The 16,323-nt window shown below is 42.2% G+C and carries 15 protein-coding genes and 1 pseudogene; 12 read left to right on the top strand and 4 right to left on the bottom strand.

Annotated elements, in window-relative coordinates:
• Positions 1-436 precede the first annotated feature (436 nt).
• Both ACE3JL_RS21235 and ACE3JL_RS21230 read left to right on the top strand, forming a co-directional pair.
• A complete protein-coding gene (locus tag ACE3JL_RS21235) occupies positions 437-2,257 on the top strand; it encodes an EAL domain-containing protein (protein ID WP_375328312.1) in 1,821 nt (606 codons plus the stop codon).
• 292 nt (positions 2,258-2,549) lie between these two features.
• Positions 2,550-3,551: a phosphoribulokinase gene (locus ACE3JL_RS21230; RefSeq protein WP_271992136.1), complete on the top strand. Its 1,002-nt coding sequence runs from the start codon at positions 2,550-2,552 to the stop codon at positions 3,549-3,551.
• A 174-nt stretch (positions 3,552-3,725) separates the two neighbouring features.
• Here the strand turns inward: ACE3JL_RS21230 and mtnA are convergent, their stop codons facing one another.
• Positions 3,726-4,787 (bottom strand): S-methyl-5-thioribose-1-phosphate isomerase, encoded by a 1,062-nt coding sequence (gene mtnA, locus ACE3JL_RS21225; protein WP_271992134.1) that lies wholly within the window; start codon positions 4,785-4,787, stop codon positions 3,726-3,728.
• Between the two features lie 347 nt (positions 4,788-5,134).
• Between mtnA and ACE3JL_RS21220 the strand changes: the two are divergent.
• From ACE3JL_RS21220 to prmC, 3 genes and pseudogenes are all read left to right on the top strand, one after another.
• Positions 5,135-5,570, top strand: a pseudogene (locus ACE3JL_RS21220) (hypothetical protein).
• A gap of 388 nt (positions 5,571-5,958) precedes the next feature.
• Complete coding sequence (locus ACE3JL_RS21215) at positions 5,959-6,753, top strand: Tic22 family protein (RefSeq protein WP_271992130.1); 795 nt, start codon at positions 5,959-5,961, stop codon at positions 6,751-6,753.
• 5 nt (positions 6,754-6,758) lie between these two features.
• The gene (prmC, locus tag ACE3JL_RS21210) at positions 6,759-7,643 is read left to right on the top strand and encodes a peptide chain release factor N(5)-glutamine methyltransferase (RefSeq protein ID WP_271992128.1); all 885 of its coding nucleotides are present in this window, start codon (positions 6,759-6,761) and stop codon (positions 7,641-7,643) included.
• Here prmC and ACE3JL_RS21205 read toward each other — a convergent pair.
• From ACE3JL_RS21205 to ACE3JL_RS21195, 3 genes are all read right to left on the bottom strand, one after another.
• The gene (locus tag ACE3JL_RS21205) at positions 7,640-8,176 is read right to left on the bottom strand and encodes a hypothetical protein (RefSeq protein WP_375328311.1); all 537 of its coding nucleotides are present in this window, start codon (positions 8,174-8,176) and stop codon (positions 7,640-7,642) included. The genes prmC and ACE3JL_RS21205 overlap by 4 nt on opposite strands.
• Complete coding sequence (gene pyrF, locus ACE3JL_RS21200) at positions 8,140-8,841, bottom strand: orotidine-5'-phosphate decarboxylase (protein ID WP_271992126.1); 702 nt, start codon at positions 8,839-8,841, stop codon at positions 8,140-8,142. The genes ACE3JL_RS21205 and pyrF overlap by 37 nt, the downstream gene beginning before the upstream one ends.
• A gap of 192 nt (positions 8,842-9,033) precedes the next feature.
• Positions 9,034-9,549 carry a TIGR02652 family protein gene (locus ACE3JL_RS21195; RefSeq protein ID WP_271992145.1) on the bottom strand — a complete coding sequence of 172 codons (516 nt, stop codon included), beginning with the start codon at positions 9,547-9,549 and terminating at the stop codon, positions 9,034-9,036.
• Positions 9,550-9,657: 108 nt separating this feature from the next.
• Between ACE3JL_RS21195 and ACE3JL_RS21190 the strand changes: the two genes are divergently transcribed.
• The 7 genes from ACE3JL_RS21190 (at position 9,658) to ACE3JL_RS21160 (ending at position 16,075) form a co-directional block, all read left to right on the top strand.
• Positions 9,658-10,209: a gamma carbonic anhydrase family protein gene (locus tag ACE3JL_RS21190; RefSeq protein WP_110579616.1), complete on the top strand. Its 552-nt coding sequence runs from the start codon at positions 9,658-9,660 to the stop codon at positions 10,207-10,209.
• Between the two features lie 65 nt (positions 10,210-10,274).
• On the top strand, positions 10,275-10,394 hold the full coding sequence (locus ACE3JL_RS21185; RefSeq protein WP_002737284.1) for a photosystem II protein Y: 120 nt from the start codon (positions 10,275-10,277) through the stop codon (positions 10,392-10,394).
• A 199-nt stretch (positions 10,395-10,593) separates the two neighbouring features.
• Positions 10,594-11,928, top strand: coding sequence for an FAD-binding oxidoreductase (locus ACE3JL_RS21180; RefSeq protein ID WP_375328310.1), 1,335 nt, complete (start codon positions 10,594-10,596; stop codon positions 11,926-11,928).
• Positions 11,929-12,245: 317 nt separating this feature from the next.
• A complete protein-coding gene (gene purB / locus ACE3JL_RS21175) occupies positions 12,246-13,541 on the top strand; it encodes an adenylosuccinate lyase (protein WP_375329641.1) in 1,296 nt (431 codons plus the stop codon).
• Positions 13,542-13,590: 49 nt separating this feature from the next.
• Positions 13,591-13,725, top strand: coding sequence for a hypothetical protein (locus ACE3JL_RS21170; protein ID WP_002747389.1), 135 nt, complete (start codon positions 13,591-13,593; stop codon positions 13,723-13,725).
• A gap of 27 nt (positions 13,726-13,752) precedes the next feature.
• Entirely contained in the window at positions 13,753-15,213 is a 1,461-nt protein-coding gene (locus ACE3JL_RS21165) for an AAA family ATPase (RefSeq protein ID WP_375328309.1), read from the top strand.
• Positions 15,155-16,075, top strand: a complete 921-nt coding sequence (locus ACE3JL_RS21160; RefSeq protein WP_375328308.1) for a hypothetical protein — start codon at positions 15,155-15,157, stop codon at positions 16,073-16,075. Before ACE3JL_RS21165 ends, ACE3JL_RS21160 begins: the two co-directional genes overlap by 59 nt.
• Positions 16,076-16,323: the final 248 nt, after the last annotated feature.

Here is a 16,323-nt window from a genome sequence, read left to right as displayed (position 1 = left end):
TGTTGGTAAGCTTAAGCTGTTGACTATCTAAATACTCATTAAGACTGCATGGGAGCGGGGTCAGCTTTAAGCGAAGGAATTAGGGGTAAAGCGAGTTTTAGATGATTTTAATGGCAGCTATTGTTTTTTAAGTTATATTTATAGATATACCCTCAACAGTTTGAAGACCGCTCGAACCTTTACCCAATCTTTACCACCAAAAACCAAGCATTCAGCCATGTTATCGACTATGATCAGCCTAGGGCAGAATTTGAAGAAGTACAAGGATTTTGATTGACTCAGACCTTGAAACCAGAAGATGTAACGGAATTCTTGTTAAGTAACTGTTCCGAATCACACCCAATACTGTATTGAGAAAATAAATTAAGTTAAAGAGGAGTAAGCCATAATTTTTGAGGAAGTATATTAACTTATATTTTGTCGAGGTACTAAAAAAATGATTAATGGTTCATCCAATTGTCGTTATCTCCTCATTGTGGAAGATCCTAAAGGTATAAGAACAATTCCCCTAGAGGAAATGAAATATTCTCTAGGCCGTAAGTCCGATAATCAAATTGTTCTTCACTCCAAACACGCGTCTCGCTATCATGCAACTTTAATTAAAAAGGGTATTGATCGCCAAAATTTCTCCTATTGGATTCTTGATGGTGATTTAGAGGGAAATAAGAGTCATAATGGTATTTATGTCAATGGCTCTAAGTGCTTAGTTCATGAATTAAAAGACGGTGATTTAATTAACTTTGGCTGTGATATAAATGCCAGTTTTCATTTAATATCCAATCAAGAAAAAATAGAGCCAGTAGCCGTTAAAAATCCAGAACAAGTACAAATAAAACTGAGGGAAACAGAAACAAATTATAGTCAGAATAATCCCCACGCGAAAAATACCCTAATTCTCCGTCATTCCCCCTGCGAGACCATTAGTTTTGGTCCTAGGAATCAAGACGAATCTTTCTCAGATGATCTCACGGATTTACCTACCCGTTCTCTCTTTAACGAACATCTATCAAATGCTATTAATAATGCCCAGAAAAGTAATAAACTTATCGGTCTTTTATTAGTGGACATAGAGCGGCTAGGAAATGTCAACAATCCACTAGGTTATCGACTGGGAGATAAACTATTAAAAATCATCAGTGAACGTTTAAGAAAAAATGTGCGATCAGAAGATACTGTCGCTCATTGGGGAACAGACAAGTTTATTATCCTGCTGCCACAAATTCATAGCGCTAATGATCTGGAAAAAATTAGTCAAAGAATCATGAAAACCTTAGAAAATAATTACGAAATCGAAAATCAATCCCTAGCGGTGCGATTAAATGTAGGTTCAGTCATCTATCCCCCTGACGGCACAGATAGAAAAGTAATTTTACAGAAACTGGAGGAAAATTTAGCAGCATTCAAAAATAACATAAACAATAAATCCCAGATAGAGCCAGTTAATGTTCACCCTAAAAATACTCGTAGTTCTAAAGTTGAATATTTTCTCCATCAGGCAATCAGAAATAATGAATTAGCTCTGTACTATCAACCGCAAGTTAACATCACTCAGGGGCAAGTGGAAGGATTAGAGGTATTATTACGCTGGTTACACCCTCAATTCGGATTAATCGCTCCTCATCGTTTCTTACCCTTAATCGAAGAAAGCGAATTAGTCCTTGAGCTTAATCGTTGGGTAATAAAAAATGCCTGTCAACAAGCGCAAATATGGCAACAGCGAGGATTATTGTACACTCCCATCTCGATCAATTTGTCCCCACACCAATTGCGCGATCCCCAGTTGCTTACCACCCTCAAAGAAGTCTTGACTGAAACCAACATCGGGCCTTTCTTTCTGGAGATGGAAATAACCGAGACAAGTTTACTAGAAAATAGCGGCGAAAACGGTCGAATTCTTGGGGATTTGCAGGAATTGGGTATTAGTATTACCCTCGATGATTTTGGCAGCGGTTACGCTTTGATCGCCTATCTTAATCAATTTCCCGTGAAAAAACTGAAAATAGAGGAATTTTTAACGAAAAAACTGGGTAACAATCCCCAGGATACCCGTTTTATCTCGTCATTACTGGCAATAGCGAAAAGTTTCAACTTAATAGCGATCGCCAAGGGAGTAGAAACCCAACAACAATTAGAAATCCTGCAACAATTAGGCTTTGAGAGAATGCAAGGCAATCGCATCAGTGGACCTCTAGCAGTGGAGGAAATGACCAAATTTCTCCACACCCATCGTACCCTCTCAGTGATCGGTGATCAGTGATCAGTTACCAGTTATCATATCTGGGTTTTTAGTAAGGAGGAGTAAATAGCATTAACAGTGCTGTCCTTTCACTGATCACTGATCACTGATAACTGATAACTGATTTTGGTCACTGACTCCGGTATGATCTGAACAGAATATCTAGTATCAAATACCTACTCATTCTAGTATAAGGCTCTTGCCGAACCTGTCAGCAGCAGAAATTTGTGACGGCGGGGTACTGCTGGATCCAGAGTCTGGTTTAATTACATACTATAGGGTTAACAATTAGTTGTGTATTTAGAGGGAAACTATGGCCAATAAGCCAGAACGCGTGGTTCTAATCGGTGTAGCTGGGGACTCCGGTTGTGGGAAATCTACTTTTTTACGTCGTTTGACCGATTTATTCGGGGCCGAGTTTATGACAGTGATCTGTTTAGATGACTACCATTGCCTCGATCGCAAACAGAGAAAAGAGGTGGGTGTCACCGCACTCAATCCGAAAGCGAATAACTTTGACCTGATGTATGAGCAGATTAAAGCACTCAAGCAAGGTCAAGCCATTAATAAACCTATTTATAATCATGAAACGGGGATGATCGATCCCCCCGAAATCATCGAACCGAATAAGGTAATCGTGATCGAGGGACTACACCCCTTATATGATGAACGAGTCCGGTCTCTATTAGATTTCAGCGTTTATCTCGATATTAGCGATGAAGTCAAAGTTAACTGGAAAATTCAACGGGATATGGCCGAGCGCGGTCACACCTATGATGATGTGATGGCGGCCATTAATTCTAGAAAACCCGATTTCAGTGCCTATATCGATCCCCAAAGACAGTACGCTGACGTGGTGATTCAAGTGCTGCCCACCAAATTACTTGAAGATCACGAAAGTAAATTACTACGAGTCCGTTTAATCCAGAAAGAAGGGGTAGAAAACTTTGAACCCGCTTATCTGTTTGATGAAGGTTCCACCATCGATTGGCGGCCCTGTGGTCGTAAATTGACCTGCACTTATCCCGGTATTAAACTCTACTATGGTCCAGATGGCTTCTTGGGGAATGAAGTGTCGATCCTAGAACTAGATGGTCAATTCGATAACCTCGAAGAAATGATCTACATCGAAAGCCATTTAAGCAAAACCGGCACTAAATACTACGGTGAAATGACCGAATTACTGCTCAAACACAAAGATTATCCCGGTTCCACCAATGGTACGGGTTTATTCCAGGTGTTAGTCGGTCTCAAAATGCGTGAAACCTACGAAAAACTAATGGTAGCCGAAGCAAAAGTAGCAGCGTCAGTCTAGTTTTTAGTTTTGACCGAACCGACATCCTATATGGTTAGGGTGCCGGTTTTTTTTAAGCCACTAATCCCGATCGCAGGGCCAACACTGCCGCTTGAGTGCGATCAACGAGAGAGAATTTTTCCCCACTGTGCCAATCCAGATAAAAATGGTGTCAGTAGGGAAAAAGCTCACCCCCTAGGAGTCCTGTAAAAAAATTAATTCAGCTGGTGTTACCGCCCCTTTTTCAGTGATGATAGCGGTGATTAAAGCGGCCGGAGTAACATCGAAGGCAGGGTTATAAAAGTTAACATCTCTAGGACAAAGGGTTGTCGTCCCCACCTGATAAATTTCGGCACTATCGCGCTGTTCGATCGGGATACCCGTACCATCCTTAAGGGAAAAATCCACCGTCGATAGGGGGGCAGCCACATAAAAAGGCAGATTATGAGCTTTTGCCACCACCGCAAGGGAATAGGTTCCGATTTTGTTGGCCGTGTCCCCATTGGCCGCAATGCGATCGGCCCCAACAATCACCGCATCGATCAGTTTTTGCTGCATACAGTGGGCTGCCATGCTATCGGTGATCACGGTGACGGGAATTCCCTCCCGCGCACATTCCCAGGCGGTTAATTTTGCCCCTTGCAACCTTGGCCGGGTTTCATCTGCATACACTTGTATTAATCTACCCGCCGTCCAAGCGGAACGAATTACCCCTAAAGCAGTACCATAACTGGCCGTGGCTAGGGAACCAGTATTACAGTGGGTTAAAATTGTCAGTTTTTCCGGTTGCTCCGGCAGCGCCAATAAACCATGATGACCGATCGCCCGACAGGTTTCCACGTCTTCTTTTTGGATATTGTGGGCAGTTTCAAGGAGATTTTTGCTAATTATTGCCACTTCTGGGTCACTTTCCCTGGCCACTTTTAACATTCGCTCGATCGCCCAGAATAAATTCACCGCCGTGGGCCGGGTTTGCGCTAATCGATCAGCTATTCTAGTTAAATCCGCCAGAAATTCCTCTTTCTGGTCAGTTTTAATTTCCTGCGCTCCTAAAACCATACCGTATGCAGCCGCTACCCCGATCGCCGGGGCGCCGCGGACAATCATCGTTTCGATCGCCCGGGCCATGGCTTCACTGCTGGTGATCTCAACTTCCCCATACTCCATGGGTAAACGGGTTTGATCGATCAGCCAGACTTTGTTATCTTGCCAACGCACGGGATAGATTGAGTTACTCTCGGGGGTAGTTGTGGTCATAACATTTTTAGATTGAGAATTAGCCGAATTTACCACTATAGCAGCCGGCTTTCTGCACTTTGTGTTTTTTTGTAAAAAGTAATTTTAAATACAGAAATTTTTTCTAGAATGTATAGATAAGTGACTAGGCTCTCTTGGGTTTGGTGGGTAAAATTGATTCTAATCATACAGTCCTGCCAGCGAGGAAGTGGAAGGAACCACAAAGACACAAAGGACACAAAGATTGATCGCTTCTATATAAGTCAAACTTATCACACAAAGAAAAAGAGCCGTGACTAGGAAAAATTGAAGAATACTTTCTCCCTTAGCCTGAGCTTTTATATTAACTAATTCCGAGGATGATTACCGTGAAAACAGCGAAATATCCCGAAAAAATTGCCGCTCTCTGGACAACATTCCTCTTGGGAACCCTATTTCACACCCAACTGGGTTTAATGCCGCTTTTCCATGGTCAATCGATCGTCGAGAGTCATCAAACCAGCAATCTCGATCCGATTTTCTGGGGAATGTTGCTCTTTTTTTTTGCTGCCAATGTTAGGGATTATCGGGGTCAATTTTAGCGAAAGTCGCTCCTTGAGAAAAGTCCATTTCTGGCTGACAATTCTCTATTCTGTCTTGAATTTAGCCCATCTGATCGCCGATCTTTTGGTCAGACCGATCGCCTGGTATCAAATCGCTCTCATGGCAATTTTATTGATCATCGGACTGATTTTAAATCTAGTTTCCTATCAATGGCTGCGGTTAGCGATCGCCAATCCGCACCATCTCTCGGAAAGTCATTAGTCGTACCAAGATCAAGAGGTGGCCAATTGACTAACTGATTCAGACAAGAGGAGGCCTTTTGATCTCAAATTGGTGCTTATTAGGGTCAAAGCCAGCTTAAACCGGAGCTAAAAGGATTTTTTCGGATAATTTAGGTTAAAAAATCTAATTAATTCCTATTATTCTCCAGATCAGCTCGTAAATTGCCTCTGTTTTTGGGCTGCTGCTGCCATCTCATCTCACCAAGTGCGGATCTTTTTAGCTATGATAGTTCAGAACCAAGCCAATAAAGGGAACTTTCGAGGCTGGTTATTCATCGAAAAACTCCTAATCGGAGGAGTTAAGCAGACGATATAGTTCAGATTAACGGCAAATATTGGTTAATAGTAATAACGAGGTAATTATTTTGATGAAATCTCTCATTCGTTGGACGGCAACTCTCGGTTTAGTAGGAACGACAATGTTGACTTCGCTGCTGGGCAGCTATTCTAAAGCGCTCGCTTTACCAGAAGAACAAATCGTCAAAACCTTGCAGTCTGTACCTGTCTTCGCTATTGCCGATGATCAAGGAGTTCCCCTAATTGCCGTAGAAAAAGAACAGAAATTCACGGGGATTTTTATTAGTAAGCAAGACGCACAAAACTTTTTTGAGCGACTGAAAAAAGAGAATCCTGAAGTGGCCAGCAAAGTTAAAGTTCAGGCTGTTTCTTTGGCACAAGTCTATAAAATGCAAACCGGTCAAACCCAACAAAATCGTTTAATTATCGATTTTGTTCCCAAAGAGTCGGAAGTAGAATCAGCGAAAAAGTTGCTTAGTGAAAGAGGTCAACAATATCAGGGTGGTGTACCTTTATTTGTGCCGAAAGCAGGAAAAGAGAGTAATTTTCTGGTGATCAGTCGCAATAATCAGGATTTTATTCCTTTCTTCTTTGAAAAAGCCGCCGCTTTGCAAATGGTAGAACAATATAAAAAAGCTAATCCCGCAGAAGCAACTACGGTGAAAATTGATGTTATTCCCTTAGAAAGTGTCATCGCTACCCTACAACAAAGCAACGATGAAGCTTTAACTAAAATTCTCCTCTATCCTAGCCAAGAAACGATTGATTTTATTCGGGCAAATAATAACCAAAATGCTCCCAATCAACCCCCAGCAAATCAACCACGCCCTAATAATACCAATAATCCCCCCACCCCTAATCGTTAAGCCTTGTGACTGCTAGTATTTCCGGTCAAGAATTAAGTCAATGGCGCCAACAGGCGATCGCGGATTTAGCGCAAGCGCAACTATCTCCGAAGGAAGTGGATATCTTTCTGCAAGCAGTGACAGATTTAGATGGTCTTTCCCTGCGCTTACAATCCTTTCGCGAACGAGAAAAAATCCCTTTGAGTTATTCCTGGTCGGAAATTACTAAACGCTGGCAAAAACGCCTGCAAGCAAGGGTTCCCTTGCAGTATTTGCTCGAATCGGTGGTCTGGCGTAATTTTACCCTGAAAGTCTCCCCAGGGGTTTTAATTCCTCGTCCCGAAACCGAGTTATTAATCGATATCGTTGGAGAAACCGTCAGAGGAGACGACGGGGGAATCTGGGTAGATCTGGGAACCGGTAGTGGTGCGATCGCTATTGGTTTAGCTAGTATATTGACAAAAGCAGCAATATATGCAGTTGATTACAGTCCAGCGGCTTTAGCGATCGCCAAAGAAAATATCATCAATACCGGTTTTGCCGACAGAATTATCTTAAAACAGGGTTCTTGGTGGACACCCCTAGGGAAGTGGAAGGGACAGATTAGCGGTATGCTGTCCAATCCTCCCTATATTCCCAGTGCAGAAATCCTCGACCTACAAATTGAAGTGCGGGAACATGAACCCCGTTTGGCCCTCGATGGAGGTGAAGACGGATTGCGGTCAATTCAATATCTAGTGGCCACTGCTCCCGATTATCTGCGATCGGGAGGCCTTTGGCTAGTGGAAATGAGAGCCGGTCAAGGGGAAAAAGTAGCGCAAATGCTGGAAAATCAGGGCAATTATCGACAAATTCAGATTATTAACGACCTAGCAGGTTTCGATCGCTTTGTTTTGGCCGAGCGAATTTAGCGCAATGCACCCGCTTCGCAGTCCCGCAGCCAGAGACGCACCGCTTGGCCGATGGTCCCTTGACTGGTTTCTAGGGGAGGTAAGGGGACTTGAGCGGGTTCAAGGGCAGCTAATTGACTGTAAATCGTCACTAATCGCCATCCTTCCCCAGTTTTAGTTAAAAATAACCAGTGATAATTCTGGAGAGTGACAGAGCGATTTTTGCTATACTGACGCTCTAAAGTCGTAAAAAAAACCTGTTGAGTGTCATCGGCAATTTGACCAGAATATTGATTAGCACTTAAAGGTAGGGGTGCAAATTCGGGACGACCGGCAATAATCACAAAAACCGGTGTAGATAATTTTTGGTCGATTTGGGAACGGGTAATAACTCGGTTAGCATAACCGGGTAAATCTGACAAGAGGCGATCGACTAAAAGATTTAAATCCTCCGGACAGCTAGAAAGAGGAAGACTAACTGCTGGTGAGTTAATCCCGAAAATAACCAGTAATACCCCTAAATATCGGCTAATTCGTGACAAATTTTTGTCCATGCTACCTTTGGCTCCTCTGCACCGGTGATCGGTCGTCCAATTACTAGATAATCAGCCCCAGCTTTAAGCGCTTGGGCCGGAGTCATCACCCGACTTTGATCCCCTTTGCTTGACCAGGAGGGACGAACTCCGGGGCAAACTAAGAGAAAATCCTCTCCACAGACGCGCCGCAATTGCGCCACCTCTTGGGGAGAACAAACCGCCCCATCAATTCCCGATTCCTTGCCCAATAATGCCAGATTTAAGGCATATTCCGATAGTTCTAGGGGAATTTTGAGGTCGAGGGCTAATTCCCTGGCGTTAAGGCTGGTTAAAACGGTGATAGCGAGAAGTTTTGGCGGCGATAGCAGGTCAGAGATGGCCCCCTTAGCCGCCGTCAGTGCTTGCCGTCCGGCCGTTGCGTGCAGGGTGAGTAAATCCACTTGATAGCGACTAGCTGAACGACAGGCCCCGGCGACCGTATTGGGAATATCATGGAATTTGAGATCGAGAAAGATCTTTTTTTGTCTTTCTTGCAGAAGCGCCAGAATTTCCGCACCGCTACTGACAAATAATTCTAGTCCAACTTTCCAAAAATTGACTTCTGGCAACAGATTAAGCAGTGCGATCGCTGACTCTAAATCCGGCACATCGAGAGGAACAATAATTCGGTCTGAGTTGGTCATATGGGGGCGATACTGTGGGGAAGTGGGGTGATAAGGTGATGGGGAGAATAAATAAAAATAATCTCCTGCCTACTGCCTTTTACCTCCTGACTGGAAAATAGAGGCTGAAATAAGGCAAATTCGTCAATCAGAATATTTTCATGCTTGGCGGTGCCAACTTTGGCACCGGGACTGCCTTCTGATGGCTAATGACTAATCAAAAAGGCGAAAATAGGGGTAACGTTTGGGAACCCCCGGTTCTTTTTCCAGATCAAAGTTAATTACATCCCAACAGGCTTCATCGGGGGCATCGGGACTAAATTCTACAGGTAAACCGTAGAGACGGGGAATAGTGGCTTCACCCGGTTCATTACCGCGCCAAGTGGTGTTACGTTCTAGGTAGGAACTAACTAAATCGCGATAACGGTTGGCAATAATCACTTTAGTCGCTTTAAATCCTTGAGTATAGAGGCGATCGAGTGCTTCGTGAATCTCAAAACGAATACCATCCGGGTGAGTGTGTTGACGATACCACTCACCATTCCAGAGTCGCCAATGTCGTCCTGACTGCAAGTGAACCAACTCACCCGTTTTGGGATCGGCTTCAAAAGCCCCATGGCGCGGACACAAATAGGTATCCGTCAAAGTGAGGGCGGGGATTAGCTGCCGACAGTGAGGACAATGGATATCGGGGCCAAAAACAGGGTATTGTAAACTTGCATTGATCATGGGAGAACCTAAACTAAAAATTGCTATCTTTGTACCAATAATCCTACCCATATTATACCCAACCAAATTGGACGGGTATTCTCTTCCGACTTTAGTGCAGATCCTCCCATGTCTTTAGATAACTTAAGATCAACTTCTAATTTCTGGCCGATTGTCGATGTCAGTCAAGCGGCTTTTATTGCCCCTAATGCCACGGTAATGGGCGATATTTCCCTAGCTGTGGGGGTGAGTGTTTGGTATGGGGCGGTATTGCGTGCCGACGTGGAACGCATCGAAATTGGGGCTTATACTAATATCCAAGATGGGGCAATCCTACACGGAGATCCGGGCAAAATTACTATCCTTGAGGATTACGTTACCATCGGACATCGGGCGGTAATTCACGCAGCCCATATTGAACGCGGTTGTTTAATCGGCATTGGGGCAGTGATTCTCGATGGTGTGCGCGTCGGGGCGGGTAGTATTGTTGGGGCGGGTAGTATTGTGACAAAAGATATACCACCGCGATCTTTAGTGGTGGGTATTCCCGCTAAACGCGTCCGGGAAGTGTCGCCACAGGAGGCTCAAGAGTTGATTGAACACGCCGAGCGCTATGCTAAACTTGCCCTCGTTCATGGGGGAAAAGGTACTGATACCGGATTCCCAAAAGGGGCGGTTTAGGGTATAAATATAAAATGAGAATCAAGTAACAATCTTTTAAGCACTGACCGAGGAGAAGGAAATCTATGGACTGGAGAGTGTTAATCGTTTTAACCCCTTTGCTTATTGCTGGTGGCTGGGCTTTCTTCAATATCGGCGCCGCCGCTATTAGACAAGCTCAACAGTTTCTCAGCAAACAAAGTTAATAAAAGTTTATACTTCTTAGTAAAACCGATCGCCTAGGGGATCGGTTTTTAATTTTTCCCTTTTGAATTATGAATTATGAATTATGAATTATGAATTATGAATTGGGGTATGGGGAGAACAAATAAAAATAATCTCCTGTCTCCTGAATCCTGAATCCTAACCCCACCAATAGACTTTTTCAGCAAACCCTACCTAACCATGAAATCTAACTGTCAAAATCTCATTCAAGAGCTTTCCCATTTGGAAATTATCACCGATCCGGGGCAAGTGGCGAAACTTTCCTTAGATTATTATCATTTTAGTCCCATTTTAGAGGCACAACTGCAAGATAAACGGGCTGATTTAGTCATTCGTCCCCACAATAGCCAAGAAGTTATTGACATCGCTAAAACCTGCGTTAAATACCAAATTCCTTTAACAGTTAGAGGTGCGGGTACAGGTAATTATGGTCAATGTGTTCCCTTGGGGGGAGGAGTAATTTTAGACACAACCAAACTAACAAAAATCATCTCGATCGAACCGGGGACAGCGCGAGTAGAAGCGGGGGTGAAAATGGCATTTTTTGATAAACAAGCCCGCGCAATTGGTTGGGAATTAAGAATGGCTCCCTCTACCTATCGCACGGCAACAATTGGCGGTTTTATCGGGGGTGGCAGTGTGGGTATGGGTTCAATTAATTATGGACAATTGAAGGATAGGGGCAATCTGCAAGCAGTGCAATTAGTCACCCTAGAAACAGAACCAAAAATTATCGAACTACGGGGGGATGAGGTGGAAAAAGTCAATCATGCCTACGGAACAAATGGTATTATTACCGAGTTAGAAATAGCCCTCGCTCCCTGTTATCCTTGGGCAGAATTTATCGTTACTTTTGCCGATTTTATCACCGCCGCTAAATTTGGTCAAGCTCTCAGTGATAGTGATGGCATCGTTAAGAAAATGGTTAGTGTTCACTCCTGGCCAATTCCTGCTTATTTTATCGCTCTTAAGGATTATTTACCCACAGAAAAAGCGGCAGTTTTGTTAATAGTATCGGACAGCGATCAAGTCGCCTTAGAGTCTTTAATTCAAGAATATAAGGGTGAACTTACCTACTATAAAACGCCAGAAGAAACCCAAAAAGGCAACAGTATCTTAGAATTTACTTGGAATCATACCACTCTCCACGCGCGTAGTTGTAACCCCAAGATAACTTATCTACAAGCTTTTTATTTTAATCTAGCCACGGTAGAGAAACTCTATAATTATTTTGGTGAGGAAATCATGATGCACCTAGAATTTTTGAAATTTAAAGGTAAAGTTATTCCCGCCGGTCTTCCCTTGCTAGAATTTACCACAGAAACTCGATTAAATGAGATTATTGCTATCTATGAACAACAGGGGGCAGCCATTGCCAATCCTCACACTTATATCATGGAAGATGGCGGCAGCAGACAGATTAATCCACTGCAATTAGAATTTAAAAAACTCGTCGATCCCTACGGATTGAACAATCCGGGTAAAATGCGAGCATGGGTTGAAGCAAGGGGGTAGGGATTCGATTCAGGCTAAATTAAACAAGATAGTTCACCGCGGCTCTCTTAGATTTGGTGGGTAAAATGTATTCTTAAGATATAATCCTCCTAGAGAGGGGGTGAAACGAACCACAAAGACACAAAGGACACAAAGATCGATCAATCATATTGTAAGTCAAACTTATCACACACAACCTAGAAGAGTCTCACCGCTACTACCGAATTACTAACCGGTGAAAAGGGAGTGGGGAAAACAAAACTCTCCGCTGCCCCCTGCCTATTCCCAGACTTGCCCCGATCGGATACAATTAAACGGTCGTTTTGGAAGAATTAATAGTGATCGAGCGTTATACTCTCCCTGCAATGGGGAATTTGTGGACGGATAGATATAAATATCAAACATGGCTAGAGGTAGAGATAGCCGTCTGTGAAGCGCAGGCAGAATTAGGCTATATTCCCGGGGATGCAGTGGCAGAAATTAAGGCAAAAGCTAATTTTAATCCCGATCGCATTTTAGAAATAGAAGCAGAAGTGCGCCACGATGTCATCGCCTTTTTAACAAATGTTAACGAATATGTGGGCGAGCCGGGACGTTATATTCATTTGGGTTTAACCAGTTCTGATGTATTAGATACCGCCCTGTCCTTACAATTAGTCGCCAGTTTAAACCTGATTTTAGAACAATTAGAAGATTTTATCCAAGCCCTGCGCTATCGCGCCCAAGAACACCGTTATACAGTCATGGTGGGACGTTCCCACGGCATTCACGCCGAACCGATCACCTTTGGCTTTAAACTAGCGGGATGGTTAGCGGAAGTGCTGCGAGGACGCGATCGTTTAATTCGCTTGCGCCAAGACATCGCCATCGGTAAAATATCTGGTGCAGTGGGAACATATTCCAATATTGACCCGAAAATTGAGGCGTTAACCTGTCAGAAGTTAGGATTAGAACCGGATACCGCTTCCACTCAAGTTATCTCGCGCGATCGACACGCCGATTATGTGCAACAATTAGCCTTATTAGCGGCTTCGATCGAACGTTTTGCCGTGGAGATTCGCAACCTGCAAAGAACCGATGTCCTAGAAGTGGAAGAATACTTTTCCAAAGGACAAAAAGGCTCCTCCGCTATGCCCCATAAACGTAATCCCATCCGTTCAGAACGCTTAACGGGAATGGCGAGAATTATCCGTAGTCATAGCGTTTCCGCCTTAGAAAATATCGCCCTCTGGCACGAAAGAGATATTTCCCATAGTTCCGTAGAACGGGTGATGCTGCCGGATGTTTGCATTTTGACCCACTTTATGCTCAAGGAAATCACCGATTTAGTCAAAAATCTGCTGGTGTATCCCGAAAACATGAAGCGAAATATGAATGTCTATGGTGGCGTGATTTTCAGTCAAAGAGTTCTTTTAACTTTAGTGAGTAAGGGAATTAGCCGGGAATCTGCCTATAAAATCGTCCAAGAAAACGCCCATCGCGCTTGGAACACTGATAACGGCAATTTTAAAGCTTTTATCGGTCAAGATGAGCGAGTTACCGCTATTTTATCCCCCGACGAGATCGAAAGTTGCTTTGATCCCCAGCAGCACCTAAATCATCTTAATAGCATCTACCAAAGGTTAGATATTTAAGGAGCTTTCAGTGATCAGCTAACCACTAGCTTGTTGCTTTAGAAAGGTAATGACAGCGTTTTGGATTGTCGGTTGGCGATCGATCTTTTCTCAGAAAGCGATCGCTGTTCGTTTCTCGATCAAGGTCGCGTTTGAAGATAAAACTAAAGAATCGGCGCAGGCGAGTACGAATCGGGTAAAATAAGGGTCTGTATTCGGAGTGTTCGTTTTTATGATGAAAATCAAACTCTTGAATTTAGGTAGTATTAAAGAGGCAGAAGTGGATCTTCGGCCTCTAACCGTTATTATTGGCCCGAATAATTCTAATAAAACTTATATCGCCTACTCGATTTATGGGTTATGGATTAATCAGCTTGACGGCTTTTATTTTTCTAGTGAAATTTTAGAAAAAATAGAATTTACAAATCAAGCCGATCATTGGTCTTTAAAAATAGACCGACATTTTTATGATGTTATATCCGAAATTGTTCAAAAGTCCGCATCTGAATTTAGCGGGATAAAACTACAATCTTTTTTCCAAGATTCTAGCGGCAAGATTTTTGAAAAAACGAAATTCAGTATCGAAATTTCCGAAGATGATATTAAAACAGCTATAGAAAAAGTTTTAGCGGACACAATTGAATATCGCGGGTCATTAGCTTCACTTGGAATCAAGAAAATCGAGCGAAGCGAGAACAATAATGAGATTTTATTTTATCAAGAAAAGGAAGATAAAATTAATAATTATAAAGACATAGTTTTTCTTAATTTTGTTGCTGCTGTTGTAAAATTTTCATTTTCCGACGCACTTCCTTTACCCGCCGAAAGAAACGCTTTTATAAATACCTATAAAATGCTGGGCAATAGAAGATATAAGCTACTTAAAGGGAATCAGAGAGAGCTATTGACACAAGGACGTATTAATAGACGTATTAATCGAGATAGACAGTTAGAGTTACTGAAAGAACAGGGAGATATTCGCTATCCTCAACCAGTAGAGGATTTTTTAGATTTTTTAACTGACATAGAACTAGAAAATAAGCCCGATCCCATTGCCAAAAACAAAAATGATTTTCAAAAATTAGCTGATCAAATTGAAAAGTATATTCAAAATAACAATAAAACAATCTTTAAAAAGACTAAAATTGGAGGCAGAGAAATTAAAGTTTCGGTAAAAAGAAGTTTAGAGATCGATCTTTATAATGCTTCCTCGTCTATTAAACAATTAGCCCCGCTTTTACTCTATTTACGCTATCGAGCAAAATCGGGGGATTTTCTGGTGATCGATGAGCCTGAAATGAACTTACATCCAGAATCTCAGGTAAAATTGTTAGAATCTTTAGCGATTTTAGTAAATTTAGGAGTTAGAATTTTATTGACGACTCATAGCCCCTATTTGATGGCTCATCTTAACAATATCGTTAATGGTAATCACCAAAATCCAGAACTTTTAGCCGAACAAGCTAAATTGCTTTATCTGCAAGATAGCCGAGCTTTTCTTAAAATGGAACAGGTTAGCGCCTATGAAATGAAAAATAATAAATTACTTTCTTTACACGACCCTGAATACGGTATTCGTTGGGATACTCTCAGCGATGTATCAGTTGATATTCAACAAAAGTTTTTTGCAATTTATGAAGCAGGACAACAAAACCAAGAAACCGAAGAAGGATGTTCCTCAGAAGAAGAATAAACTCGATTGGCAAAAATTTAACTTTTTAGAAAATCTGCTTATTTTCTGTACCGTACCCGATCGGATCGCTCCACCCGAAAGCGGTGTCAGCTTTCGGATTACCAAGCCAGAAAAAGATTCCGTTTGTATTTTATTTAAAACTGATCGTCAGAAGGATCCTCTCGTTAGAAATCAAAAGCAGAAAAGACCTGATTATTTATCTCTTTTTATTCAGAATGGCTTACTTCTGCTGACGATTATCGAGATGAAGGGAACTAATAAAAATTCCACGAGTACAGGTATCGAACAAATTACAACTTTTAGAGATATTTTAAAACAAGAAATTGCCGATCATGTCACCAGTAAACTCAAATATAAATTACAAGCTATCCTATTAACTCCCTATAATGCCGATATTCCTCGAAAGGCGATCAAAGAGGAAGAGGAGAAAGGATTTATTATTTTACCTATCCCGTATAATTCTAAAGCGGAGCTTTATCCTTATGTTTCCAAGACTCACAGGAAAGCGGATTTAAGCAAAATAGGCAAAATAAAGCATAGTCACGACGAGCAACATAAAGAATCCGATTGTTTGTTAATCGAAAACTTGTTGGCTAGACAAGCATCGGACAAACGTAAACAGGATAACTATTATTCATGTAAATTCACTCCCGCCAAAGATAGACAAGGCATCTATATAGATTATCAGGTGTCGAGCGATCAAGACTGGATCACCCTATTAACCGATCCGCAGGGAAAGAAAGTTCAATTGGCTTACTGTAGTGATGATTCTCAAAGTTCAATCGATCAAATTCAGGAAGAGATTAAAAATTTAAACCTATGTCGAATGGTAGAGATGGTAAGTCGCCTAATCAATAGTTAGTATAAAAAAGTGGTGTAGAGAAATCGGCGTTGCTGATTTGAGATATGAATCTTCTTTTCTGGTATTTTTAAAACCTAGAGCCAAACTAACTTTTGCACGGGAACCTGTACAGTTGCCATTCATGCCTTGATTCAGCAATGCCGTTTCTTGCTGCAAATCCGACTAAGCAACTAATCTACGACAGGGAACGCACCCTATGCCATTTTTCTTTATTCGTGGCAGACATTCTACTCCTTTCTCCCTTTCTA

Origin of the sequence: Microcystis sp. BLCC-F210 (assembly GCF_042134685.1) — a bacterium.
Taxonomy (GTDB): Bacteria; Cyanobacteriota; Cyanobacteriia; order Cyanobacteriales; family Microcystaceae; genus Microcystis; species Microcystis aeruginosa_D.
This window is presented reverse-complemented; position numbering and strand designations above follow the sequence as displayed.

Bases quoted from the DNA above. Each gene is read 5' to 3' on its own strand.
- ACE3JL_RS21165 (WP_375328309.1), top strand. From the start codon at position 13,753: ATGATGAAAATCAAACTCTTGAATTTAGGTAGTATTAAAGAGGCAGAA.
- ACE3JL_RS21215 (WP_271992130.1), top strand. From the start codon at position 5,959: ATGAAATCTCTCATTCGTTGGACGGCAACTCTCGGTTTAGTAGGAACG.
- ACE3JL_RS21230 (WP_271992136.1), top strand. From the start codon at position 2,550: ATGGCCAATAAGCCAGAACGCGTGGTTCTAATCGGTGTAGCTGGGGAC.
- ACE3JL_RS21190 (WP_110579616.1), top strand. From the start codon at position 9,658: ATGTCTTTAGATAACTTAAGATCAACTTCTAATTTCTGGCCGATTGTC.
- ACE3JL_RS21180 (WP_375328310.1), top strand. From the start codon at position 10,594: ATGAAATCTAACTGTCAAAATCTCATTCAAGAGCTTTCCCATTTGGAA.
- pyrF (WP_271992126.1), bottom strand. From the start codon at position 8,841: ATGACCAACTCAGACCGAATTATTGTTCCTCTCGATGTGCCGGATTTA.
- ACE3JL_RS21205 (WP_375328311.1), bottom strand. From the start codon at position 8,176: ATGGACAAAAATTTGTCACGAATTAGCCGATATTTAGGGGTATTACTG.
- ACE3JL_RS21235 (WP_375328312.1), top strand. From the start codon at position 437: ATGATTAATGGTTCATCCAATTGTCGTTATCTCCTCATTGTGGAAGAT.
- ACE3JL_RS21160 (WP_375328308.1), top strand. From the start codon at position 15,155: ATGAAGCAGGACAACAAAACCAAGAAACCGAAGAAGGATGTTCCTCAG.
- ACE3JL_RS21170 (WP_002747389.1), top strand. From the start codon at position 13,591: ATGACAGCGTTTTGGATTGTCGGTTGGCGATCGATCTTTTCTCAGAAA.
- ACE3JL_RS21185 (WP_002737284.1), top strand. From the start codon at position 10,275: ATGGACTGGAGAGTGTTAATCGTTTTAACCCCTTTGCTTATTGCTGGT.
- ACE3JL_RS21195 (WP_271992145.1), bottom strand. From the start codon at position 9,549: ATGATCAATGCAAGTTTACAATACCCTGTTTTTGGCCCCGATATCCAT.
- mtnA (WP_271992134.1), bottom strand. From the start codon at position 4,787: ATGACCACAACTACCCCCGAGAGTAACTCAATCTATCCCGTGCGTTGG.